Annotated in this window: 16 protein-coding genes; 6 read left to right on the top strand and 10 right to left on the bottom strand. The window is 70.9% G+C overall.

Annotated elements, in window-relative coordinates; translation table 11 throughout:
• Positions 1–123: 123 nt before the first annotated feature.
• Positions 124–2,181, bottom strand: coding sequence for an N-6 DNA methylase (locus tag AB0M62_RS02100; protein ID WP_366072120.1), 2,058 nt, complete (start codon positions 2,179–2,181; stop codon positions 124–126).
• Between the two features lie 182 nt (positions 2,182–2,363).
• Between AB0M62_RS02100 and AB0M62_RS02095 the strand changes: the two genes are divergently transcribed.
• On the top strand, positions 2,364–3,119 hold the full coding sequence (locus AB0M62_RS02095; protein ID WP_366072119.1) for a hypothetical protein: 756 nt from the start codon (positions 2,364–2,366) through the stop codon (positions 3,117–3,119).
• Between the two features lie 73 nt (positions 3,120–3,192).
• Positions 3,193–3,975: a hypothetical protein gene (locus AB0M62_RS02090; protein ID WP_366072118.1), complete on the top strand. Its 783-nt coding sequence runs from the start codon at positions 3,193–3,195 to the stop codon at positions 3,973–3,975.
• Between the two features lie 275 nt (positions 3,976–4,250).
• On the opposite strand, the gene AB0M62_RS02085 is transcribed toward AB0M62_RS02090, so the two are convergent.
• The 5 genes from AB0M62_RS02085 to AB0M62_RS02065 form a co-directional block, all read right to left on the bottom strand.
• Positions 4,251–4,994, bottom strand: coding sequence for an N-acetyltransferase (locus AB0M62_RS02085; protein WP_366072117.1), 744 nt, complete (start codon positions 4,992–4,994; stop codon positions 4,251–4,253).
• A gap of 143 nt (positions 4,995–5,137) precedes the next feature.
• Positions 5,138–5,821, bottom strand: a complete 684-nt coding sequence (locus tag AB0M62_RS02080; RefSeq protein ID WP_366072248.1) for an HNH endonuclease family protein — start codon at positions 5,819–5,821, stop codon at positions 5,138–5,140.
• Between the two features lie 279 nt (positions 5,822–6,100).
• Complete coding sequence (gene mfd, locus AB0M62_RS02075; protein WP_366072116.1) at positions 6,101–9,631, bottom strand: transcription-repair coupling factor; 3,531 nt, start codon at positions 9,629–9,631, stop codon at positions 6,101–6,103.
• 269 nt (positions 9,632–9,900) lie between these two features.
• Positions 9,901–12,474, bottom strand: a complete 2,574-nt coding sequence (locus AB0M62_RS02070; protein ID WP_366072115.1) for an FtsX-like permease family protein — start codon at positions 12,472–12,474, stop codon at positions 9,901–9,903.
• Entirely contained in the window at positions 12,471–13,259 is a 789-nt protein-coding gene (locus tag AB0M62_RS02065; protein ID WP_366072114.1) for an ABC transporter ATP-binding protein, read from the bottom strand. The genes AB0M62_RS02070 and AB0M62_RS02065 overlap by 4 nt, the downstream gene beginning before the upstream one ends.
• Positions 13,260–13,696: 437 nt before the next feature.
• On the opposite strand from AB0M62_RS02065, the gene AB0M62_RS02060 reads away from it, so the two are divergent.
• Positions 13,697–15,148 (top strand): MFS transporter, encoded by a 1,452-nt coding sequence (locus AB0M62_RS02060; RefSeq protein ID WP_366072247.1) that lies wholly within the window; start codon positions 13,697–13,699, stop codon positions 15,146–15,148.
• Between the two features lie 786 nt (positions 15,149–15,934).
• On the top strand, positions 15,935–16,294 hold the full coding sequence (locus AB0M62_RS02055; RefSeq protein ID WP_366072113.1) for a hypothetical protein: 360 nt from the start codon (positions 15,935–15,937) through the stop codon (positions 16,292–16,294).
• Between the two features lie 151 nt (positions 16,295–16,445).
• Here AB0M62_RS02055 and AB0M62_RS02050 read toward each other — a convergent pair whose 3' ends face one another.
• The 4 genes from AB0M62_RS02050 to AB0M62_RS02035 form a co-directional block, all read right to left on the bottom strand.
• A complete protein-coding gene (locus tag AB0M62_RS02050) occupies positions 16,446–16,769 on the bottom strand; it encodes a hypothetical protein (protein WP_366072112.1) in 324 nt (107 codons plus the stop codon).
• Between the two features lie 664 nt (positions 16,770–17,433).
• Positions 17,434–18,321: a cellulose-binding protein gene (locus tag AB0M62_RS02045; RefSeq protein WP_366072111.1), complete on the bottom strand. Its 888-nt coding sequence runs from the start codon at positions 18,319–18,321 to the stop codon at positions 17,434–17,436.
• A 194-nt stretch (positions 18,322–18,515) separates the two neighbouring features.
• Complete coding sequence (locus AB0M62_RS02040) at positions 18,516–21,041, bottom strand: SUKH-4 family immunity protein (protein ID WP_366072246.1); 2,526 nt, start codon at positions 21,039–21,041, stop codon at positions 18,516–18,518.
• A 5-nt stretch (positions 21,042–21,046) separates the two neighbouring features.
• A complete protein-coding gene (locus AB0M62_RS02035; protein ID WP_366072110.1) occupies positions 21,047–22,024 on the bottom strand; it encodes an SMI1/KNR4 family protein in 978 nt (325 codons plus the stop codon).
• A gap of 237 nt (positions 22,025–22,261) precedes the next feature.
• Between AB0M62_RS02035 and AB0M62_RS02030 the strand changes: the two genes are divergently transcribed.
• Both AB0M62_RS02030 and AB0M62_RS02025 read left to right on the top strand, forming a co-directional pair.
• The gene (locus AB0M62_RS02030) at positions 22,262–22,843 is read left to right on the top strand and encodes a YwqJ-related putative deaminase (RefSeq protein ID WP_366072109.1); all 582 of its coding nucleotides are present in this window, start codon (positions 22,262–22,264) and stop codon (positions 22,841–22,843) included.
• 10 nt (positions 22,844–22,853) lie between these two features.
• Positions 22,854–23,384 carry an SUKH-3 domain-containing protein gene (locus AB0M62_RS02025; RefSeq protein ID WP_366072108.1) on the top strand — a complete coding sequence of 177 codons (531 nt, stop codon included), beginning with the start codon at positions 22,854–22,856 and terminating at the stop codon, positions 23,382–23,384.
• Positions 23,385–23,475: the final 91 nt, after the last annotated feature.

The following is a 23,475-nucleotide window of genomic DNA, read 5'->3' as shown; positions in this document are numbered from 1 at the left end:
ATTCGAGCGTATACACCGACACCGACAACTGTTCCCGGGTTGTACGGATCCGCTGTCGGATTGATCACTCGCACCCTTGCTCAGCGATCACTCGCGCGATCAGCCACGTGGTGCGTCACGCGATCACTCGGGCGTGACCGTACCGTCCGTCAGGCCGTCGTACAGACCCTGCACGAGCTGCTCGCCCAGCCGGCCCGCGTGCCGCAGGGCGTCCTCGAACTCGGCCAGGGTGCGGAAGCGTTCGCCGAACCGCTGCTGTTCGGCCAGGGGAAGGCGCGGCAACTGTACCCGGCGCACATCGAGCCGCGTCGCCGTGGACGCATAGCTGCTGGCCTGGCGGTTGTTGGCGGTGCCGCGCAGGAAGCCGGCCAGGAACCACGGGTCGAGGGCGGCCGGATCGGGGCGCAGCAGATGCAGGTTGCGGCCGAGAGCCGCGCCCGCGGTGTCCTCGTCGACGACGCGCGCGACGGTGCCGCCGCCGAGGACGGGCACGACGACGTCACCGGGCCGGGTGAGGACGGGCTCTTCACCGGGCGCCCCTTCGGGCAGCGTGCCCGAGGGTGCGTGGCGGCCGCCGAGCACGTCCTGCTCGGTGAGTACGGGAGGGGAGCCTGCCCCCGCACCACGGGCGCCCGCGCCACCGGCACCCGCACCCGCACCACCGGCGCGCAGCAACAGGGCGCCCGCCCGGGCGAGTTCGCCGACCGTGGTGACGGGCCAGCGCGACGGGGCGGCGGCCGTGACGGGCGGGGGTGTGAGCCGGGTGGCCAGCAGCAGCGTGTCGCCGAGGTGTTCGCGTACCGCGGCGAGTTCGGCCGCGCCGCCGCCTGCGGCGGGCGGCGGGAGGTGGCGGGCAGGGGCCAGGTCCACGTCGTCGTCGAGGAGTTCGATGACGGGCATGGCCCGGCTGATACCGGGCCGTTCTTCGGCCGTGCCCTCGCGGTCGAACGCCTGCCAGGCCTCCAAAACCATGGAGTGGACGGTCTGCCAGGGCAGCCGGTCGCGGCCGTCGGTGTTCAGCTCGGCCGTGTCGACGAGGAGGAGTTCGGGCGAGGGCTGCTGCCCGGCACCCGGCTTGCGCAGCACCCAGAGGTGCAACGGGATGCCGTACGGCGGCGCGGCGCCGGCCGGCAGGGCGATGACGGCCCGGAGCGCGCCACGGCGCAGCAGGTCGGCACGGATACGGCGGCCTGAGCGGCGAGAGGCGACCGCCGGGGGCATCAGCAGTACGGCGGTGCCGCCTTCGCGCAGGCGGGCGAGGGCGTGCTGGACCCAGGCCAGCTCGGATTCGTTGCGGGCCGGAAAGCCGTACTCCCAGCGCGGGTCGTAGGCCAGTTCGTCGTGGCCCCAGTTGCGTTCGTTGAACGGCGGGTGGCACAGCACCACGTCGGCGGCGAGAGCGGGGAAGGCGTCGGCGCGCAGGCTGTCCGCGGCCCCCACGCGAACTTCGGCGTCGCTGTGCAGGGCGAGGCGCAGGGCGGTCAGCGCTGCCAGGTCGGGCGAGGCGTCCTGGCCGCGTACGGCCGTGGGGTGCGGGACGGCTCGCAACAGGGTGCCGGGTCCGCAGGCCGGGTCGAGGACCGTACGCGTCGGCCCGGCCAGGGCGGCCATCAGCTCGGCGGGACCGGGCGGGGTGAGCGTGTACTGGCGCGGATTGGCGTCGAGGTGCCGGCCGAGCAGGAACTCGAAGGCCTGCCGGGCCCCCAGCTCGGCGGCGAGCTCGGCGACGGAGCGCAGGAAGGGTACGGAGGCGGCCGGCCCGGGGGTGAGAGGTACGGGCGGCCGGTCGCCGAAGCGTGCGGTCAGCACCTGGTCCAGGGCGCGTGGCAGCAGGGCGGCCATCCGCTCGTCGGACACGGCGCTCAGCTCCAGCCAGGCTGTGGGCCGGTCCCGGACGAGCAGCAGTGCGCAGCCGGCGTGGACGAGGGCGTTGACTGCGCCTTCGGGATGGCCCGACAGCTGCTGCCAGACCCGTTCACGGAGTGGCACCTCGGCGAGTTTGCCCTGCTCGCGCAGCCATTTCTCGACTTCGTGGAGCGCGAAGGAGGGGCTGGTCTCGCTCCCGCCGACGGGCTTGGGGAAGTCGGGGTGGCGGCGGCGCCAGTTACTGACGGCAGCCCGGCCGACGCCGGCGAGCCGGGCGATTCCGGCAGCGGTCACCTCTGCTGCGTTCTCCGGCACCTGGCAGGTCCCCTCGTCCGATCCGCTCTTCTGTGGCGCTGAGCATACCCGTACACACAGAAGAGATCCCTTCACATCGTGAACTCAATGATTTCCGTGAACCGTGTTGACTCGGTTCACAGGTTCTGCTGTGATTACCCCCGTCGCAACGAGAGTCCTCACCGCGCCAGAGAGGTGCACCCATGTCCCAGCAGCAGTTCGACCCGAATTACGGCGCGCAGCACGCTGCACCGCAGCCGCCCCGTCGCAGCTGGGTCGCGCGTCACAAGGCACTCACCGCCGTGGGCGCGGTGGTCGCAGTCATCGCGATGGCCGGGATCGCGGGCGCCGGAGGCGGTGACACCGACAGCCGCAGCTCCTCGTCCGGGAGCACCGCGTCGAAGAAGATGGACAAGGCCACGGGCCAGGCGACGCAGACCGCGAGGAAGGCCGAGAAGAAGGCCGCCTTCAGCGGCGACGGCGACGCGGAGGTCGGCACGGACCTCAAGCCCGGGACCTACAAGTCCTCCGGCAACGACGACGGCATGTGCTACTGGGAGCGCGCCAAGGACTCCAAGGGCGAACTCGACTCGATCATCGCCAACGACAACGTCACCGGCACCGCCTATGTGACCGTCAAGTCGACGGACAAGATCTTCAAGTCGACCGGCTGCAAGGACTGGGAGGCCGTCGACCCGAAGGCGTCCGGCATCCCCGAGTCCGCGATGAAGGGCGACGGCGGCATGTTCAAGGTCGGCACCGACATCGCCCCCGGCACCTACAAGTCCTCCGGCAACACCGACGACCTGTGCTACTGGGAGCGCGCCAAGGACTCCGAGCACAGCCTCGAATCGATTGCCGCCAACGACAACGTCTCCGGCAACGCGATCGTGACGATCACGGCCAAGGACGCGTACTTCAAGACCACCGGCTGCCAGGACTGGAAGAAGACGGGCTGACCCCGCCTTTCCGTTCGCAGCCCCGCCTCCACCAGCACCTCAAGGCCCGTCCCCCACTCAGGGAGAGAACACCATGCGTCCCACCGCCCTCGCCGCACTCTGCCTCGCGGCCGCCGTCGGCCTCACCGCCTGCGGTACGACGAAGAAGGACAGCGACAGCGGCAAGAGCTCCGGCTCCGCGTCGCAGAAGGAGAACAAGGAGCAGAAGAAGGAGCCGTTCGCGGATCTGTCCGGTCCGCAGATCGTCGAGCAGGCGGTCGAGGCCACCCGGACCGCCACGTCCCTGCGGCTGAAGGGGGACACCGTGGACAAGGACGGCCGCATGGTCCTCGACATGGCGCTCAACACCAAGGACGAGTGCGCCGGCAGCATGTCGATGGATCAGGAAGGCTCACTGAACCTCATCAAGACCGGCGAGACCGTCTACATCAAGTTCGACGAGAAGTTCCTGCGGTCCCAGAGCGAGGGGGAGCCGAAGGAGGAGACGGACGCGGCGGTGGCCATGCTCGCCAACCGCTGGATGCAGACGAAGACCTCCGAGCCCGACGCCAAGGAGTTCACCGGCGTCTGCGACCTCAACGAGGTTCTCAAGGAGTTCGAGGACGTCAACTCCGTGGCCCGCAAGGGGGCCGTCACGACGGTGGACGGCCAGGAGGCGATCACCCTCACCGAGACCGACGGCAAGGAGACACACACCCTGTACGTCGCCACGCAGGGCGAGCCCTACCTGCTGAAGGTCGTCTCCCAGGGCGGCGACGAGCCCGGCGCGATGAGCTTCACCGACTACAACAAGCCGGTTCCTGCCGAAGCCCCGGCCGACAAGGACGTCGTCGACCTGGCCGAACTCGCCGGCTGACCGACGGGCCGACGGGCCGACGGGCCGACGGGCCGACGGGCCGACGGGCCGACGGGCCGACGGGCCACCGTACGTCGGGGAAGCCGCCCCCGGAGGGGGAGGGCGGCTTCCCCGGCTTTCCGCGTCCCCGGCCGCCGGGCGAGGTCCGCCCCTTCGAGAAGCCGCAACTCACGCGATCACGCTCCCCGCACCGGCGGAATGGCCGGCGCCGGCTCAAACCTCAACCCGGCGAACCACCCGGTCACAGCACTGGCCGGGCGTGTTGTCCCGGGCGGTCAGAGCGCGTGCCGTACCCACACGTTCGGTTCGACATACACGGCGTACCCGCGCCGGGCCTCGCAGTGCACCGGCACCAGCGCCCCGGGCACCTCCACCGGACCGTCGGTGTCGAAGGGCAGCCCGGTCCACTCCCGCCACTGGGCGAGCGATCCCGAGACGGTCATAGAGGCCGGCGCCACCGCTTCGATCACCCCGCCCGCGCGGGCATGAACCCGCAGCCACGGGTCGTGCGGCAGCCCGTCCTCGCGCGTGCGGTACGCGTACTCCTCGATCGACGCGTCCGCTTCCCGGTGCTTCGCACTCGGCCGGACCGGTGCGACGACCTCGCCGAAGCCGCGCGCCCGCGCGTTCTCCCGCAGCGCTGCGAGCACCCGGCCGGAAATCCCCTGCCCCTGCAGGCCGGTGGCGACCGTGATCTCGATGGCGCTGACCGTGTCGGGGGCGACACCGTGCCGCAGGTCGGAGAAGGCCCACAGTAGTATCTGGTCCCAGCCGCCCGGGGGCAGTTCGCCGCGGCCGTCCTTCTTCAGCGCGAACGGCACGCTGAACGCGCGGGCCACGACCTCGTCGTTCTCGTCCGTCGTGACGAGGACGTACTCGGGCAGTTCGGCGACGATCCGTCCGATGAGCAGCCAGCCCACCGGGTCCTTGAGCATGAACGTCGGCCAGGTGTCGAGCATCTGCCACATCGCGCCCTGCAGTTCGGGCCGTTCGGCAAGCGTCGTCGTCTTCAGCTTCATCCGCGCAGGCTAACCAACCGCGCCCGGCACCCCAAACGTTTTCTCTCCGCGGCGCTCGGCCGCGGGGTCGGCGGTGCGGTCAACTCCGGGACGACCGCTCCCATGGCCCCTGACACCTCGGCCGAGGTACCGAGGTGCCGAGGTCACCCCCCGCACTGCGCGAGCATCATCCGTTTGTCGGCCGTGGTCACCGGCAGGTCGTACTTGAGGGCGACCTGCGAGAACCGCACCGCGTACGAGCAGCGGACCAGCTTGTTCGGCGGCAGCCAGGAGGCCGGGCCCGAGTCCCGCTTGGCACTGTTCGCCGGGCCCGACACGGGCAGCAGGTTCAGCGGGTCGTTGGCGATCCGCTCCCGCTCGTCCTCGTTCCAGCGAGCCGCGCCCATCTGCCAGTCGTAGGACAGCGGCATCACGTGGTCGATCTGGACTTCGGCGGCCTGCTGCTTGCGCCACTGGATGACTGTCCCGGTGTAAGGATCCCGCAAGGTCATGGAGACGACCACGCAGTCGGAGCCGGACCGGTGCCTGATGTCCTGTCCGTCCCGGGCCAGGAGATCGTTGCGGGTGTCACAGCCATTGCGCGCCAGTGGTATCCCGTCGACGGAGTCCTTCCAGGCGTATCCGAACTCGTCCCGGTCGTACCCCGTCCTCGGCCCGCGCCCGGCCGTGCGTACCTTCGCGACGAGCTCCAGCGCGGCCTTCCTGTCCACCTGCGTCGTGAGGGGCGCGAGCCCCGGCTTCGTACCGTCCGGATTCTCCAGCGGGCTGACGCCGTACTCCCCCGCCTCCGGTGCGGGACCGGAATCGCCGCCCCCGTCACGGCCCAGTGGCGTCCCGGTGCAGCCGGAGACGGCGAGAGCGGCGGCAAGGGCGGTGGCCGGGAAGGCGGTTCGGCGGAGACGGAGGTAAGCAGGAAGGGCGAGGCGTATCAAGGCAGTCCGTCCCGGCGTGAGTGCGGCATGGACCCAGCATCCTAGGCAGTACCCGCGTCACCCCCTGCCGATGCCCGGCAGCCGCGCCCGTCATCGGCCGCCCTCACCTCGGCCGGACGGGTCGCGCATAAAAGGCCGTCCGGTCACCGTCGGCCCAACCGATCGGCGGCGCCGCTACGACCCCAGGATCGTGGTGAGGAACTCGCCGGTCCAGGACAGCAGTTCGCGGCCAACCACCGGCTTTCCGCCGATCTTGCCCGTCGTCGGGCGCGGTACCAGGATCTGGTGGGTGGCCGGTTTGATGACCGTGCGCGGGTACAGCCGCTTCAGCCGCAGCTCCTGCGACTCCCGCAGTTCCACCGGCCCGAAGCGCACGTTGGGGCCCTGGAGCGTGATGTCCGCGACGCCGCAGGCCCGTGCCAGCATCCGCAGGCCCGCCACCAGCAGCAGGTTCTCGACCGGCTCCGGCAGCTTGCCGTAGCGGTCGGTCAGCTCCTCCCGGACGGCCTTGATGTCCTCCTCCGAGTTCGCGGAGGCGATCGAGCGGTACGCCTGGAGGCGCAGCCGCTCGCCGGGTGCGTAGTCGTGCGGGACGTGCGCGTCGACCGGGAGCTCGATCTTGACCTCCAGCGGCGGCTCCTCCTCGACACCGCCTTCCAGAGAGGCCCGGTAGTCGGCGACGGCCTCGCCGACCATCCGTACGTACAGGTCGAAGCCGACGCCCGCGATATGGCCGGACTGCTCGCCGCCGAGCAGGTTGCCCGCGCCACGGATCTCGAGGTCCTTCATCGCCACGTACATGCCCGCGCCCATCTCGGTGTGCTGGGCGATCGTCGCGAGCCGCTCGTGGGCGGTCTCGGTGAGCGGCTTCTCCGGCGGGTAGAGGAAGTACGCGTATCCGCGGTCGCGGCCACGGCCCACCCGGCCGCGCAGCTGGTGGAGCTGCGACAGGCCGAAGTTGTCGCCGCGCTCGACGATCAGGGTGTTGGCGTTGGAGATGTCGATGCCCGACTCCACGATCGTCGTGGAGACCAGCACGTCGAACTTCTTCTCCCAGAAGTCGACCACGACCTGTTCGAGGGCGCTCTCGCCCATCTGGCCGTGAGCGGTCGCGATACGCGCCTCGGGCACGATCTCGCGGAGCTTCGCGGCTGCCCGGTCGATCGACTCGACCCGGTTGTGGATGTAGAAGACCTGGCCCTCGCGCAGCAGTTCACGCCGGATGGCCGCGCCGATCTGCTTCTGCTCGTACGGGCCGACGAAGGTGAGTACCGGGTGGCGCTCCTCGGGCGGGGTGGTGATCGTCGACATCTCGCGGATGCCGGTGACCGCCATTTCGAGCGTACGGGGGATGGGCGTGGCCGACATGGTCAGGACGTCGACATTCGCGCGGAGCTTCTTCAGCTGCTCCTTGTGCTCGACACCGAAGCGCTGCTCCTCGTCGACGACGACCAGGCCGAGGTCCTTGAACTTGGTCTCGGACGAGAAGAGGCGGTGCGTGCCGATGACGATGTCGACCGACCCGTCCTTCAGCCCCTCGATGGTCGCCTTCGCCTCCGTGTCGCTCTGGAAGCGGGACAGGGCCCTGGTGTTGACAGGGAACTGGGCGTACCGCTCGGAGAACGTGCCGAAGTGCTGCTGGACCAGCAGGGTCGTGGGCACCAGAACCGCGACCTGCTTGCCGTCCTGGACCGCCTTGAAGGCGGCGCGGACCGCGATCTCCGTCTTGCCGTAGCCGACGTCGCCACAGATCAGCCGGTCCATGGGGACCGACTTCTCCATGTCCTCCTTGACCTCCGCGATGGTGGTGAGCTGGTCGGGCGTCTCCGTGTACGGGAAGGCGTCCTCCAGCTCCCGCTGCCACGGGGTGTCCGGGCCGAAGACATGGCCGGGCGCCGCCATCCGCGCCGAGTAGAGCTTGATCAGGTCGGCGGCGATCTCCTTGACCGCCTTCTTCGCGCGCGCCTTCGTCTTCGTCCAGTCGGCGCCGCCGAGGCGGTGCAGCGTCGGAGCCTCGCCCCCCACGTACTTGGTGACCTGCTCCAGCTGGTCGGTGGGGATGTAGAGCCGGTCGCCCGGCTGGCCGCGCTTGGCGGGGGCGTACTCGACGAGGAGGTACTCGCGGGTGGCGCCCTGCACCGTGCGCTGCACCATCTCGATGTAGCGACCGACACCGTGCTGCTCGTGGACGATGTAGTCGCCCGCCTGGAGGGTCAGCGGGTCGATGGTCTTGCGGCGGCGGGCCGGCATCCGGCCCAGTTCCTTGCTGGCGGTGCGCTGGCCGGTGAGGTCGGTCTCGGTCAGTACGGCGAGCCGGAGGCCCTGGTCGACGAAGCCCTGGTCCAGCGAACCGCACGACACGTGGACGAGGGAGGGCGAGATCTCGCCGAGGTCCCCGTCCAGACGGGCAGCGATGCCCTCGCCGCTCAGCACCTCGACGGTACGGGCCGCCGGGCCGTGGCCCTCGGTGATGTAGACCGTGCGCCAGCCGTCGGCGATCCAGCCCTTGGTGTCGGCGAGCGCCCGCGCCGTGTCGCCGCGGTAGGTCTCCGGCGCGCGCATGCCCAGCTTGAGGGTGTCGGCGGAAAGCTCTTCGCCGGCGGCGAAGGGGGCCACGGACCACCACATCATCCCGAGCTCGCGGGCCCGGTCGCGTACGTCCGCGATACCCCACAGCGACGCCGCGCCGACATCAATGGGCGCCTCGCCGCCGCCGGCGGTGGCCGCCCACGAGGCCTGCAGGAACTCCTGGCTGGTGGCCACCAGGTCGGCCGCCCTGGTCCGCACCCGCTCGGGGTCGCAGACCACCGCCATCGAGCCGGTCGGCAGCACGTCGAGCAGCAGCTCCATGTCGTCGACCAGTACCGGCGCGAGGGACTCCATGCCCTCGACCGCGATCCCCTCGGCGATCTTGCCGAGCAGCTCGCCCAGCTCGGGGTGCGCCTCGGCCAGCGCGGCGGCCCGTTGCCGTACGTCATCGGTCAGCAGCAGCTCACGGCACGGCGGTGCCCACAGGCCGTGCTCGGCGACCTCCAGCGACCGCTGGTCCGCGACCTTGAAATAGCGGATCTCCTCGACGTCGTCGCCCCAGAACTCCACCCGGAGCGGATGCTCCTCGGTGGGCGGGAACACATCGAGGATGCCGCCGCGCACCGCGAACTCGCCGCGCTTCTCGACCAGCTCCACCCGGGAGTACGCGGCCGCCGCGAGCGCCTCGGTGACCTCGCCGAGGTCGGCGCTCTGCCCGGGCCGCAGCGCCACCGGCTCCAGATCCCCGAGCCCCTTGACCTGCGGCTGGAGTACGGAGCGCACCGGCGCGACGACCACGCTGACCGGACCCGCCGACGGATCGTCCTTGCTCGGGTGCGCCAGTCTGCGCAGCACCGCCAGCCGGCGCCCCACCGTGTCGCTGCGAGGGGACAGCCGCTCGTGCGGCAGCGTCTCCCAGGACGGGTAGTCCACCACCTCGTCCGCGGGCAGGAGCGACCGCAGCGCGGCCGCCAGGTCCTCCGCCTCCCGCCCGGTCGCCGTGACCGCGAGCACGGTCCGCCCGGTACGGCGCGCGAGCGCGGCGATGGCGAAGGGACGGGCGGCAGGGGGACCGACGAGGTCGACGTGCATGCGGTTGCCGTCGGCTGCGGCCTTCACCGCTTCGGTGAGTGCGGGGTCCTGGATGACGGCGTCGAGCAGACCGTGCAGGCTCATGAAGAAGGCTTTCCGTCCGGGGGGCCGAGGGAGGGGCAACGCGAAGGGCCCGACACGTCGCACGGGCCGGGGGTTCCCAGCGTACGCCCGCCCGTCGCCCGGCCGCCGCCCCGACGGGGTCGCTTCGCGCCACACCCGTCACTCGTCTCCGGCACCCGCCGGCCCGTCGGCGGCAGCCGCGGACGCACAGCAACGGGGTCGAACGGAAACCGGCCCCGGTGCGCTTGGAGGAGCGCACCGGGGCCGGACCCCCACCGTACCGACCGCCGCTACTCGGTCGCGATGGCGTTCAGTACGTTCATCCGCCCCGCCCGGAAGGCCGGGACCAGCGCGGCGAACAGGCCCACGAAGGCCGAGCCGACGAACACCGTGAGAATGGTCGGCCACGGGATCTCCAGGACCCCGAGGCCCTCCAGGGCCAGCAGCTTCTGCGCGGTGGCGCCCCAGCCCATGCCCAGACCCAGGCCCAGCAGAGCGCCGAACAGGGCGATGACCACCGACTCCAGCCGGATCATGCGGCGCAGCTGGCGGCGCGAGAGGCCGACGGCACGCATCAGGCCGATCTCGCGGGTCCGCTCGACGACCGACAGGGCGAGGGTGTTCACCACACCGAGCACCGCGACGATGATCGCGAGCGCCAGCAGCCCGTAGACCATGTTGAGCAGCTGCCCGATCTGGTCCTTCAGGTCCTGCTTGAAGTCCGTCTGGTTCTGCACCTTGTACTGGGGGTAGGCGGCGAGCGAGTCCTTGAGCGCCGTGTACGCGGCCTTCTCCCGGCCGTCCTCCGCCTTCGCGAACATGATCATGTTTTTCGGCATCTTGTCGGCCGGGACGTACTGCTCGACGGTCGTGATGTTCACGTACATCGCGCCCTTGTCGACGTTGGTGTCGTCGGAGGTGATGGCGGCGATCTTCAGCTTGGCGGTCTCGCCGCCCTTGAAGGCGACCGTCATCTCGTCGCCGACCTCGATGCCGTGCCGCTCGGCGTACGCGTCGCCGACCGACATCGCGTTCTTGCCGTAGGCCGCGGAGAGCTGGCCGGCGACCGTCTCGCGCCGCAGGTCCTGTGCGTACGTCGGGTCCGCGGCGGCCAGCCCCTCCTCCTCGGTCCTGCCGTCGGGAGAGGTCAGCTTGGCGTCCACCAACTTGTACTCGGTGACGTGGGCGATGCCGGGGGCCGCTTCGAGCGCCTTCTGCGCCTGCGGCACGATCGGCTGCCCATTGGCGGACTGGACGATGAAGTCCGCGCCGACCGACCTGTCGAGCTCGTCGGTGGCCGAGGCCACCATCGAGGAGCCGACCACCGAGAGGCAGGCGACCAGCGCGAGCCCGATCATCAGCGCGGCGCCGGTCGCTCCGGTGCGGCGCGGGTTGCGCAGCGCGTTGCGCTCCGCCATCCGCCCGACCGGTCCGAACATCCGCAGGACGACCGTGCTCAGCACCTTCACCACACCGCCGGCCAGCAGCGGGCCGATCACCACGAAGCCGATCAGCGTCAGCACCACACCGGCGCCCAGGAACAGCGAGCCCTGGCCCGCCTTGTCGGCGGTGGCGGCCAGGTAGAGCGCGGCGACACCGGTGCCGGTCAGAGCCAGACCCAGCACGCCCCGCAGCAGACCCGCCTTGCGGTCACCCGGGGTTCCGGCGTCGCGCAGGGCGGCCATCGGGGAGACTTTGCCCGCCCGCCGGGCGGGCAGGTACGCGGCGATCAGCGTGACGACGATGCCGAGCACGAGGCCGACGACCGGGGTCGTCCACTTGATCGTGAGGTCGGCGGTGGACAGCTCCATGCCCATGGAGCCCATGAGCTTCATCAGGCCGACCGCGAGGCCGACCCCGGCACCGACGCCGAGCACGGAGCCGAAGACACCGAGGAGCAGCGCCTCGATGCGCACCGACTGGTTGATCTGGTTGCGGCCCGCGCCGAGCGCCCGCATCAGACCGATCTCGCGGGTGCGCTGGGCGACCAGCATCGAGAAGGTGTTGAAGATCAGGAAGATGCCGACGAGGAAGGCGATGGCGGCGAAGCCGAGCATCACGTACTTCATCACGTCGAGGAACGATCCGACGTCCTGGCGATTGGCGTCGGCGGCCTCCTTGGAGGTCTGGTACTTGTACGGGCCCTCGACCGCGGCGGCGACGTTCCGCTTCAGCTGCTCGTCGGTGACGCCGTCCTCGGCGGTGACCGCGACGTTGGTGAAGAGCCCCTGCTTGCCCAGCAGCTTCCGCTGGGCGGTAGCGGTGTCGAAGTAGACGACAGCCGCACCGGGGTTGGTCACCTTGAAGGTGGCGATACCGGAGATCTTCGCCCGGATGTCACCGGTGACGGCGATGGTGCGCAGTTCGTCGCCGAGCCCGAGGCCGTGCTTGTCGGCAGTGCCGGCGTCGACCATGACCTCGGTGGGCCCGCGCGGAGCGTGACCGGAGGTGATCTCCATCGACTTGAGGTCGTTCCGCGTCCAGTTGCCGGCGATCGTCGGGGCACCGGTGGTGGAGCCCATGTTCTTGTTGTCGCTGTTGACGACGGTGACGCTCATGGAGACCACCGCCCCCTCGGCGGCTTTCACCCCGTCGGCACCGGCGACCCGGTCGACGACCGAGGCGGGCAGCGTCTCGGGCCTGCCGGTCTGCGAGATCTCCTCGTCCTCCCCCGCGGACTTGGGGCTGACCGTGACGTCGGCCGAGGTGGCCGCGAAGAGCTTGTCGAACGTCGTGTTCATGGTGTCGGTGAAGACCAGCGTCCCGCAGACGAACGCCACCGACAGCAGGACCGCGACGGCGGACAGCGCCATCCGCCCCTTGTGCGCGACGAAGTTGCGCATCGAGGTCTTGAGTACGGTCATGACGTCCGCCCGCGCGCGTCGAAGTCCTTCATACGGTCCAGAACCTGGTCGGCCGTCGGGTTGAACATCTCGTCGACGATCCGGCCGTCCGCGAGATACAGCACGCGGTCCGCGTAACTCGCCGCCACCGGGTCGTGGGTGACCATCACGATGGTCTGCCCGAGCTCGTCGACCGACTTCCGCAGGAAGCCCAGCACTTCGGCGCCCGCCCGGGAGTCGAGGTTGCCGGTCGGCTCGTCGCCGAAAATGATCTCGGGCCGGGCCGCCAGCGCGCGGGCGACCGCCACCCGCTGCTGCTGACCACCAGACAGCTGCGTCGGCCGGTGCTTGAGCCGCCCCGCGAGACCTACGGTCTCCACCACCCGGTTCAGCCACTGGGCGTCGGGCTTGCGGCCCGCGATGTCCATCGGCAGCGTGATGTTCTCCAGCGCGTTCAGCGTCGGAAGCAGGTTAAAGGCCTGGAAGATGAAACCGATCCGGTCGCGGCGCAGCTGCGTGAGCTTCTTGTCCTTGAGCTTGGTGATCTCCGTGTCGTCCACGTAGATCTCACCCGCGGTGACGGTGTCGAGGCCGGCGAGGCAGTGCATCAGCGTGGACTTGCCGGAGCCGGACGGACCCATGATGGCGGTGAACTGCCCGCGGGCGATGTCCACGTCGACATGGTCGAGCGCGACCACGCGGGTCTCCCCCGACCCGTACGCCTTGACGACCTGCCGCGCTCGTGCGGCGACGGCCGTACGCCCTCCAGTGCCCTCGTGCCTGGGAATGGTCACAGCCGTTGTCACGGTTTCTCCTCGGTCGGTGTCATGAGCGGGTCTTCAACAACTGGTTCGAGTCTGGTGCGCGAAGGGGGGCCGGCGCGCTGGTGCGCATCGCCGTATCCGTCCGGGGGTTAGCCCCACCTCCGGGGTGCGGCCGCCCGACGTTCCGCTGCGTATGAACCAGTTAAGAACCCGTCCGCGGCCGCCTCGTCCTCCACCGGGACGAACGGCCCCTGGCCCGAAGTGCGGAGGTCCCCCTAGGGGGAGTACGCCTTCCGGTGGATCGGATCTCAGGGGGTCCCGCCCTCTCCCGCTGTACGGCGTGCCAATGAGAAGGTGTCCCGGGAAAATACGTGCACGGTGAAAGGATCTAGGTGAGCGGCGGCAGCACGGAAGCCCTGTCCGGCACCCGGTCGGCGCCCGGCGCCGACCGCCGACGCGGACCGGTCGTCGCGGCGCTGATGCTCGGCATGGCGCTGGCCGCCCTCGACGGCACGATCGTGTCCACCGCCGTCCCCCAGATCGTCGGGGACCTCGGCGGGTTCGCCGTCTTCTCCTGGCTCTTCTCCGGCTACCTCCTCGCCGTCACGGTCACCCTCCCCGTGTACGGCAAGCTCTCCGACACCTTCGGCCGCAAGCCGGTGCTGATCGCCGGCATCGCCCTCTTCCTCATCGGCTCCGTGCTGTGCGCGGCCGCCTGGAACATGGCGGCGCTGATCGCCTTCCGCGTGGTCCAGGGACTCGGCGGCGGCGCGATCCAGGGCACGGTCCAGACGATCGCCGCCGACCTCTACCCGCTCAAGGAGCGCCCCAGGATCCAGGCCCGGCTCTCCACCGTCTGGGCCCTCTCCGCGGTCGCCGGCCCGGCGATCGGCGGGCTCCTCGCCGCGTACGCCGACTGGCGCTGGATCTTCCTGATCAACCTGCCCGTCGGCGCCGTGGCCATGTGGCTGATCGCCCGCCACCTCCAGGAGCCCGCCCGCACGGCTCCGGTCACCCGCCCCCGGATCGACTGGGCCGGCGCACTGACCGTCTTCGCCTGCGGCGGACTGCTCCTGACCGCCCTGGTCCAGGGCGGAGTGGCCTGGCCATGGCTCTCCGCGCCCTCTCTCGGCCTGCTCGCCGCCAGTGCGGTCTTCGCGGCCCTGACCGTCGTCGTCGAACGCCGGGCCGCGGACCCGATCATCCCTGGCTGGGTCTGGCGCCGCCGCACCATCGCCGCCGTCAACCTCGCCCTCGGCGCGCTGGGCCTGCTGATGGTCGCACCGACAGTCTTCCTGCCCACGTACGCCCAGGCCGTCCTCGGCCTCGGTCCGATCGGCGCGGGCTTCGTGCTCTCCGTCATGACGCTGAGCTGGCCCATCTCCGCCGCGCTCAGCCAGCACGTCTACACCCGCATCGGCTTCCGCAATACGGCGGTCATCGGCATCTCACTCGCCGCCGCGATCCTCCTCGCCTTCCCCTTCCTGCCCTACCCCGGCTCCCCCTGGCAGCCCGCCCTTGTCATGCTCCTGCTGGGCGGCGCGCTCGGCCTTTTCCAACTGCCCCTCATCGTCGGTGTCCAGTCGACCGTGGGCTGGTCGGAACGAGGCACCACCACCGCCTCCGTGCTCTTCTGCCGCCAGGTCGGCCAGAGCGTGGGAGCCGCACTCTTCGGCGCCATCGCCAACGCCACCCTCGCCGCCCGCCTCTCCGGCGCCCCCATGCCGGGCCTCCCGGCCGATCTCGACGAGGTCTCCCACGCCCTGGAGCACCCCGGCACACTCACCGCGGAGGCGACGGACTACCTGAGGCGCGCGGTCGACACGGCAGTCGACCACGTCTACCTGGGCGCGGCCATAGCTGCCGGACTCTCCCTCCTTGCGCTCCTCTTCATCGCCCCGCGCCGCTTCCCCGTCATCACGGAGGACTGACGGCGGTCCCAGCCGCGCGGGGCAGTCGCAGCCGCGCGGCGCCGCACGAGCGGTCGCGGCCCTCTTGCGCCCACCGTGCCTCAACGTCCGCGCACGCCCGGTAACTTGGCGTGACCGCATTTCGGTGCCCCTACCCGGAAAGCGACCGGCGTTGCCCATCGCCGCCGCCTCCCTTGAGGGCCGGGGGCGTAGCCGGTTCTCAAGGGGGCCAACACCCCCCGCGCCCCGCCCATTCCCTCACATATCCATCTCGTCGCGGAGAGTGACCGCCTCTGCACGACTTGCGCCCGCCGCCGGTCGGGGCTCCAACGTGGCAACGGACAGTCGACTCCGGTGACGCAACGGAGCCCCTCCTGCCGTCGGATGCCAATCCCCTACGAATGAAAAGGAGTTGGGCGCGCAAATACCGACGCGCCCCTCAGGCACAGATGTCCGATAAATCCGGTTTGACTTTCATGTAACTACATGCCTAAGTTGGGTTCAGATTGAACGAAAACACGCCTTGGCGTGCCGCTGAGGCGAAACAATCTCAACATCCCTGTCGACGACCACCAGGGTTGTCGGTTTGCCCGACGGACGGATGCCCCGCTAGGGGTTGCTTCACTCAGCAGCCCGGGCGGGCCCGATGCCGCGCTCCGCGCGTGAGTCGGCGGTGGCCACACTCGCCACCTGAAGCCGACGTACCGGGCCCTTTTCGCGAACGCATCGTACGTATCCCGCGTACTGGTGCACGCGGCCGTTACGGGGCCCTCGCCCGCCGCCTATGTCCCCGGGAAGGGAAGCACCATGCGCCCCAAGTCATACAGAATCTTCCAGCTGCTCGCCGGCCTGTTCGCAGCTGTGGCCCTCGCCTTCGGCGGAGCCGGCATAGCAAGTGCCACCGCCCCGTCATCCCACTCCTATTCGTCCGACTACTGCGACGAAAGCTGGGATGACGACTGCGATGACGACGACAACGGACGTGGCGGCAACGGTCACTACTCCGACTACGACGACGATGACGGCGACCACGGGCGTGGCGGCAACGGTGACCACGACAACGGCAACGACAACGGCCACGACAACGGCGGCCACGACAACGGCGGCCACGACAACGGCGGCAACGGCGGCAACGGCGGCAACGGCCACGGTGGCGGCCGCGACTGACTCCTGAAGGCCTGACGGCGCATCATCAGGGCCACGCGAGCAGTCTCTCGCAGGCAGTCCCGCGTCGCGTGACAGCGGCGCGGGACTACCAACAACCGGAAGCAGCTCCGGAATGGTGTCCGGAGCTGCTTCATCAAGCCGGTATCAGAGCTCAGCCGCCGATTGCACTAAGGACGTTCAGGACGCCGGACGCCTGCTCCGTCTCGGCGGCGTTCACCTGGGTGAGGTCGCCGGCAGAGCAGCCCTTGTTGCTCTGGTTCGTGCTCGCAGTGTTGCTGCCGAGGCCGAGGACCGAGAGCTGCAGATTCGAGAGATCGAGGAGACTTCCCTCATCCGAGTTGTCACAGAAGACCAGCGTGGTGCCGCCGTCGCCATCCCCGGTGTAGGAGTCCTGGGCGGAGGCCGCACCGGCCCCGAGCATGCTGATGCTCCCGACCATGGCAGCCACAAGAGCAGCCTTGCGAAGCTTGCGCATTACATCTCCACTTCCGTCAGAGTCGACATGACCCATGTTTGACCGGATTCTTACAGCTGCGAAAGCTATAAGAAGGAACGCACCTTTTGTCCCACAACACGCCGATCCGCTAACCCGCGGCCGGCGCGTTCACTCGTATGACCCGTTAACTCCCCCCGCGGGAACTCCGCAGTGAGGTGAGCCGGAAGCCGCGCCGACGCCTCTTCCAGGGTGAGGTGACCGGCGCGCCCTCGACGCGGACAGCTCGGCCTGCGGAATCCTGTCGTGCAGCCACTGCGCGCACTCAGGCGGAAGGATGCGGTCTTCCCTGCCCTTCAGGCGCGTCGGCCCTGGCGGTAGAAGGCAGCCTGCCACCGGCGCCGCATGAGGGCGCCGCCGCTGCCGTGAGCGACGACGCCGGGGCTGGACAGACCCAGCGTTCGAGGAGCCGGGTGGGGATCCTCGCCTGAGCCGCCGGGCTGACGTCCTGACCCTCGCACTGGACGGCAGGTCGGAGACGGAGGCCCTTTGGGTCAGGTACCGCCGGAGAGAGGTCGAATACGGCGTGGCGTGCCCGCGCACGGGATCACCCCTGCGGAAGGCCGCCCACCCCCACGAACCCGCCCCACCCCCACGAACCCGCCAGGCGTCTCGAACTATTCGGCCGGCGTCCGGTCCACAGGCCTCAGCCTTCCGCCGCGGCGCGACCCGTCAGGGCCGCCAGGCTGGAGTTGATGTTCTCCATGTGGGCCCGCATCTCCTCCTCCGCCTCCGCGTGCTCCCGCAGCACCCGCTCCGTGTCCCGTGCCAGCCGGTCCGCTCGCGCCCGCGCCTGCGCCAGCAGCTCCGCGCCCTGCGCCTCCGCGTCCTCCTGGCCGTGCCGCGCGGTCTCCTCCGCCTCCGTGAACGCTCGCTGCGCTTCCATCAGCATGCCCTCCGCGTACGCCTCCAGCTCCACGTGCTTCGCGTCCAACTCGGCTGCGCGGTCTGCGTATTCGCGCTCCGCCGCGTCCCACCGCCGGGCCTGATCCTCCTCCACGCCGGCCAGCACGTCCGCCGCCTCCTGGCGCATCTTCTTCAGCGCCGTCAGGGCTGCGTCGCGTGAGTCCTTCACCTCGCGCCGCGCCGCCCTCCGCGTCTCTTCGGCGTCGTGCTGGGCACCCAGCAGCAGCTGCCGCGCATACGCGTCCGCATCGGCGCGCGCGGACTCCGCCCACTCACGCGCCGTGTCGGCCGCCTTGCGCCCGGCCACCTCCGCCGCCTCCCGCATGGCGTCCGCGTCGTCGGCCGCGGCGGCACACACCGCAGCAGCTTCCTCCTGCGCGAGGTCGAGGATGCGGCGGGCCCGCTCGCCGAGGTCGTCGTACGTCTGCGGGGCCAGCGTGGCGACGACCTCCCGCAACCGGACCGCCTCGGCCTCCATCTGCTTGGCGAGAACGGTGAGCCGCGCCGCCCGCTCCCAGGCGTCGTCACGGCTCACGGAGAGGCGGGCCAGGTAGCGGTCGACCTCGTCCGGCCGGTAGCCGCGGCCACGTACGACGGCAAGCCCCTGAGGTGACACCGGTGCACTCATGCGCACATCTTGATGGACCGAACGAATCAGTCATAACGCGACACTCCGCCCATCCGTCACGGTCAGCTATGAGCCGATTAGACCCCGGAAGGCAACCCGGAAGACAAAACCGGAAGCAGAACCGGAGAACAAGGCACAAGCCGGGCCGGATCCCAGCGGACCCGGCCCGGCTCACCTCTCCGCAACTGCCCGCGTCAGAGCAGGCCGTCCCACATCTGCTCCAGCAGCACCGACCACCAGCTCTCCGGCGAGGCCAGCGCCGACGGGTCGAGCGCTGCGAGCTGCGCCTGGAAGTCAACCGTCCAGCGGCCCGCCTGCTCGGGCGTCAGGTTGAGCCGCAGCCGCCACATCCGGCCGAGCAGCGCGAGACAGCGGACGAACTCGGGCAGCCCGGCGTTCACGAACTGCGGCGCCACCGGATGGCCGCCGGGACCGCCTTCGACCGGCACCGCCACGATGTTCGCCGTGCCGTACTGAACGCAGATCGCGCGGCCGAAATCACTGCCCATGACCAGGTACGAGCCGGCGTCCGAGGCAGGCTGCACCTGCCGCTGCGCGGCCAGCTCGGCCAGCGTCGGCACGGGCTGCCCCGGCACCGCCTGCGCCCAGAAGAACGGACCGAAGTCCACCGGCAGACCCGCCCAGACCAGCGTCTGCGCCACGATCTCCGGTACGCCCTGCCGCGACACGGCCCGCTGGTCGAAGCGGAAGACACCCTGCGGACCGAACGCGCCCAGGAGCTCGTGCGCGATCCCCTGCGGGGGGATCGGGGGCGCGGGCTGAACCGGCGGAAGCGGCGCCCGCACCGGCGCCGGCCGGGCCGGCCCGTCCGCCACCTGGTGCAACTCGCCCTGGTGCGTGATCAGATGCTGCATGCCCTGCTGCCGACTGGCGTGGTCCCTGCCGTACGGGGCCACGCTCGTGATCCGGACCTGCGGCCAGGTCTCCCGGATCATCCGGGCACAGTAACCACCGGGCAGCTCGCACGACTCCAGCTCGGTGTGCAGCTCAATCACCTGCTGCGGCGGCACGTTCATGGCGCGCAGCTCGTGCAGCATCTGCCATTCGGGGTGCGGGGTGCCCGGCGCCGAGCGGCGGATCAACTGCTGCTCGCTGCCGTCCGGCGCGCGGTAGCGCAGCACGGCCTGGTAGCCGGGCCCGACCGTGGGCACGCCGGAGGGAGGCTGCTGCGGATACCCGTACGCGGGCGCGGGTACGCCGGGCGGCGGCGCACTGGAAGAACCGGGCGGACCGGGGGGCTGCGCGGCACCGGGACCACCCGGCCCCATGGCCCCGGGACCGGCGAGCATCGGCGCCGCGTGGTGCACCCCTCCACTTGGGGAAGTCGGCGGACCGGGCGGGCCGGGAGGCTGCGGCGCACCGGGACCGCCGGGGCCCCCCGGGCCCATCTGGCCCGCCAGCATCGTCGCCGCATGGTGCACCCCACCACCGGGCGGACCCGGCGGACCGGGAGGCTGCGGCGAAGCGGGCCCGCCCGGTGCACCGGGCGGGCCGGGAGGCTGCGGCGCACCGGGGCCACCCGGGCCCATCTGGCCCGCCAGCATCGTCGCCGCATGGTGCACCCCACCACCGGGCGGACCCGGCGGAGTCGGCGGACCGGGAGGGCCTGGCGGCTGAGGCGAGGCAGGCGCACCGGGGCCGCCGGGGCCGAGCTGCGACACCATCTGCGTCGGTACGTACCCGCCCGCCGGAGTGCCGGGCGCACCCGGTCCGGAGGGCGGCGGAGTCGCGCCCGGCCGCGCACCCGGGGTGCCGGGAGCGCCCGGCGGCGGCGGAGCCGTCGGCCCACTGCCGCGGGACGCGCGCGGCGGCATGGCCGCCTTGCTGGTCGCGGCGTCGGCAATGTCCTGCGCCCCGGGGCCGACCGGCGGCTGCGGGACACCCGGCGCGGCGGGACCCGGCGGGGTATGCGGATGACCGTACGGCGGAGCACCCCCCGGCGGGGTCGCGTTCGGGTCCAGCGCGGGCGCGACGGCGGTCCGCGGCAGCCGGCTGCCGCCGGAGATCAGCGCAGTCCTGGCCTCCGGCGCCACACCGGGGGGCGGAGTGTCGTCGTCGTCCGAACCGGACAGCGGCGGCGCGAACACCGTCGCGGGCAGCGGCACCGACTCATCGTCCGAAGCGGCATTGGTGTCGGTCCCCGCCCAGGGCGTGGCCCCCGGGGGCGCGCCCGGCGACGCGGGCACTCCGTCCGACGCCGTCGGCTCGTACGCCCCGGCACCGGCACTCGGCCACGCACTCGCGGCCGCCGGAGCCGAAGCACCGGCACCGTCCGACGGGGACGGCGAAGAAGGAGCCGAGGACGAAGACGAGCGGCGGTCCGGAATCCCCAGCTTGTCCGCGGCGTCCTGGAGCCACTCCGGCGGACTCAACAGGAACGAGGTCTGCTCCAGATCGATCCGCTGCGCCGGCGGCGGCGCATCCGACGGCGCGTCAGCGGCCGCCCCGTACTCCTCCTCGTACCGGCGGATCACCTCACCCACCGCCAGCCCGGGCCACAACGTGGCCTCGCCGCTGTCACGGGCGATGACCAGCCGCTGCGAACCGCCGCCCCCGGACGGGCCGTTCTCCCGGTCCTCCGCCCACACCACGAAACCGAGCTCGAACTCGCGCACCCGCACCTCACGGTGCTGATAGGCGGGCACATCCCCGTTGACCCACTCTTCCGCGCGCTCCTGCGCCTGCGCGAAGGTCACCATCGCGCTCACCCCTCCACCGGGACGGCCTGCGCGAAGCCGCCGTCCACCATCAGGTTGGCCACGGTCTCCAGCTCCGGCGGATTACCCGCCAGCCGCTGCAGAAAGACATCGAAGTCGTCCCCGCACGGCAGCAGCAGCCGCTCCACCCGCTCCTGGGTACTCCAGCCGTCACGGTCACGCGCGTCGTCGTACGCGCAGAACCACACCGAACCGACCGACGACCCCTTCACCTTCACCGCGAGAATGCCGCCCTGGACAAACGCGACGCCCAGGTAGTCCTTCGTCAGATGGTCCCGCAGACACTTGTTGACATACACGAGGTCGTTGACCGCGGCCTCGTCCCGCACCGTGAAGAACGGCTGGTCGACCAGCAGACCCAGCTCCGCGTCCAACGCCGCACCGACCGGCGCGCAGCCGCCCGCGGCCTTGAGGAAGGACCGGTACGCACCGGGCAGCCGGTAGCCGAGATCCTCCTCCACACCCAGGACCTGCTGCTCGGTCACCGAGACCGCGCCCTTCGGCAGCCCCACATGCACCGGACGCGTCTCCTGCAGCGGACGCGTCCCACGCTTGGCGTGGTCGACCGGAGCCGTCGACAATCCACCGTGGTGCCTCAGCAACGCCTTCACCTCGACGGGGACCAGCTCCATACGGCGGCTTCCGGCAACGTGGTGCCAGGTCCAGCCATGCGGGGTCGCCACCGCGGGAATGGTGTCCCACAACTCGTGACCCTGCGCATGCAGGGCGGCATTGGCCGAGACGTAGTCCGTCAGCCTCAGCTCATCCACGCCGAAGCCCTCCGGGGGCTCGGCGATCTCCGCGGCGGCACGCGCGTACGGCGAGAAGTCCGGATGGCCGTTCTCATCCACGCGCACACCGTGGGGATGGCGGGAAGCCCGGACCGGGTCCGGGAAGTGCACGACCTGCCCGGCGTAGGCCGTGTTCGGTGGCGCGGCTTGCTGCCCGAGCCGACCTGTCGTCATGGCGGTTGCCCCCTGTGGGATCTGGCTGTTCAGCACAGCCTATGCGGTACGGCAAGAGGGGGAACGGCCCGTCCGCCCTGGTCACCAACTGTCACAGCCCAGTGACGGCGGACGGCAAAACTGACACGACTCAGTGACCCAGCTTCCGCACCACAGTGCACATTTGGCAGGCTGTTCCGGCAACGCGGGGGCGTGCACTCCGCGGCTACCGCCGCGGGCACGGGAGGGAAGCACCACATGCACACAGCGCAAACAGGCACAGAGGGAACAGCTTCGGCGGAAAACGCCTCAGCAGCAGCAGGATCCGTCCGCGCAGCCGGTACATCCGGTGATCCACGCCTGAGTTGGAGCAGCACAGGAGAAATCCGCCCGCCCGTACTCCGCCACCGCCGCGACGGCATCCTTCCCGCCGTCGGCGCAGCACTCTCCGTACGCGGCGAGACCCTCACCTGCACCGCGGGCAAGGGCGACCAGCCACCCGTACTGCACGCCCTCGTTCAGGACTTCCTGGACACCCTCACCAGCGGCCAGCGCGAACGCTTCACCGGGCGATGCCCCGAAGCCATCCTGCTCTCACGGCACTTGACCGCCGTCGAGGCCGGCCGCAGCAGACGCGCCTCACGAAAGCCCCTCACCCACGGCGAGGCCCGCCGCGCCCTCAAGCACTCAAAGCTCACCGCCCGCCGCATCCGCGAGGACGGCGATCCCCTGCACGGCAGCTACGCCCCGCCGTGCCGCTCCTGTGACGCCCTCCTCACCCACTTCGGCGTACGAGCCGTCGACCCCACCGCCGCAGCCGACACAGCCGAGAAGGGCTGAACCCGCACCAATGCCCACCTCCGCGTCGTACGACCGCACCTCCGCCACCCGCTTCCCCGTCGCCGTCGACGCCGCACTGCGCGCCGCCGGCTGGGTGCCCGGACGCTGGGACATCAAACAGGCCGAATACTGGGCCGACTCCCTCCGCGACCACGTCTCGCCCGCCGGCCACCGGCACACCGTCTTCCCCGCCGCCGTCGAGGCATGGGCCGAGTTCGGCGGACTGCACATCGCCGGGCCCGGCCCCGGCCGCCAGATAGCTCCCGCGCCGCTGCGCGTCGACCCGCTCACCGGGCTGCACCTCGCCCGCACCTTCGCCGACCTCGGCCGGGCCCTCGGCACCGAGATCTGCCCGCTCGGCGAGGAGCTCTCGCCCCGGGCCTCCGGCGAGGGCGACGGCCGGGCCCATCTCGCGATCGACGTCGAGGGCCGCGTCTACAGCCTCGACCACGCCGGTGACTGGTACCTCGGCGCGGACATCGACCAGGCCCTCGCCACACTCGTCACAGGCACCCAGCCGCTCCGCCTCACCACCGGCTGACGCGGCCGCCACGGGCCGCCGATGCCGCGGACCGCCGGCTCGAGGCGGTATGACGGGCCGGTCGGACCAGTACCTCGGGGCCGTACGGGCG

This window comes from Streptomyces sp. NPDC051219 (assembly GCF_040682335.1).
GTDB lineage: Bacteria > Actinomycetota > Actinomycetes > Streptomycetales > Streptomycetaceae > Streptomyces.
This window is presented reverse-complemented; position numbering and strand designations above follow the sequence as displayed.

Coding starts and splice junctions, on each gene's coding strand:
- AB0M62_RS02095 (WP_366072119.1), top strand. CDS start 2,364: ATGTCCCAGCAGCAGTTCGACCCGAATTACGGCGCGCAGCACGCTGCA.
- AB0M62_RS02090 (WP_366072118.1), top strand. CDS start 3,193: ATGCGTCCCACCGCCCTCGCCGCACTCTGCCTCGCGGCCGCCGTCGGC.
- AB0M62_RS02085 (WP_366072117.1), bottom strand. CDS start 4,994: ATGAAGCTGAAGACGACGACGCTTGCCGAACGGCCCGAACTGCAGGGC.
- mfd (WP_366072116.1), bottom strand. CDS start 9,631: ATGAGCCTGCACGGTCTGCTCGACGCCGTCATCCAGGACCCCGCACTC.
- AB0M62_RS02070 (WP_366072115.1), bottom strand. CDS start 12,474: ATGACCGTACTCAAGACCTCGATGCGCAACTTCGTCGCGCACAAGGGG.
- AB0M62_RS02060 (WP_366072247.1), top strand. CDS start 13,697: ATGCTCGGCATGGCGCTGGCCGCCCTCGACGGCACGATCGTGTCCACC.
- AB0M62_RS02055 (WP_366072113.1), top strand. CDS start 15,935: ATGCGCCCCAAGTCATACAGAATCTTCCAGCTGCTCGCCGGCCTGTTC.
- AB0M62_RS02050 (WP_366072112.1), bottom strand. CDS start 16,769: ATGCGCAAGCTTCGCAAGGCTGCTCTTGTGGCTGCCATGGTCGGGAGC.
- AB0M62_RS02045 (WP_366072111.1), bottom strand. CDS start 18,321: ATGAGTGCACCGGTGTCACCTCAGGGGCTTGCCGTCGTACGTGGCCGC.
- AB0M62_RS02040 (WP_366072246.1), bottom strand. CDS start 21,041: ATGGTGACCTTCGCGCAGGCGCAGGAGCGCGCGGAAGAGTGGGTCAAC.
- AB0M62_RS02035 (WP_366072110.1), bottom strand. CDS start 22,024: ATGACGACAGGTCGGCTCGGGCAGCAAGCCGCGCCACCGAACACGGCC.
- AB0M62_RS02030 (WP_366072109.1), top strand. CDS start 22,262: ATGCACACAGCGCAAACAGGCACAGAGGGAACAGCTTCGGCGGAAAAC.
- AB0M62_RS02025 (WP_366072108.1), top strand. CDS start 22,854: ATGCCCACCTCCGCGTCGTACGACCGCACCTCCGCCACCCGCTTCCCC.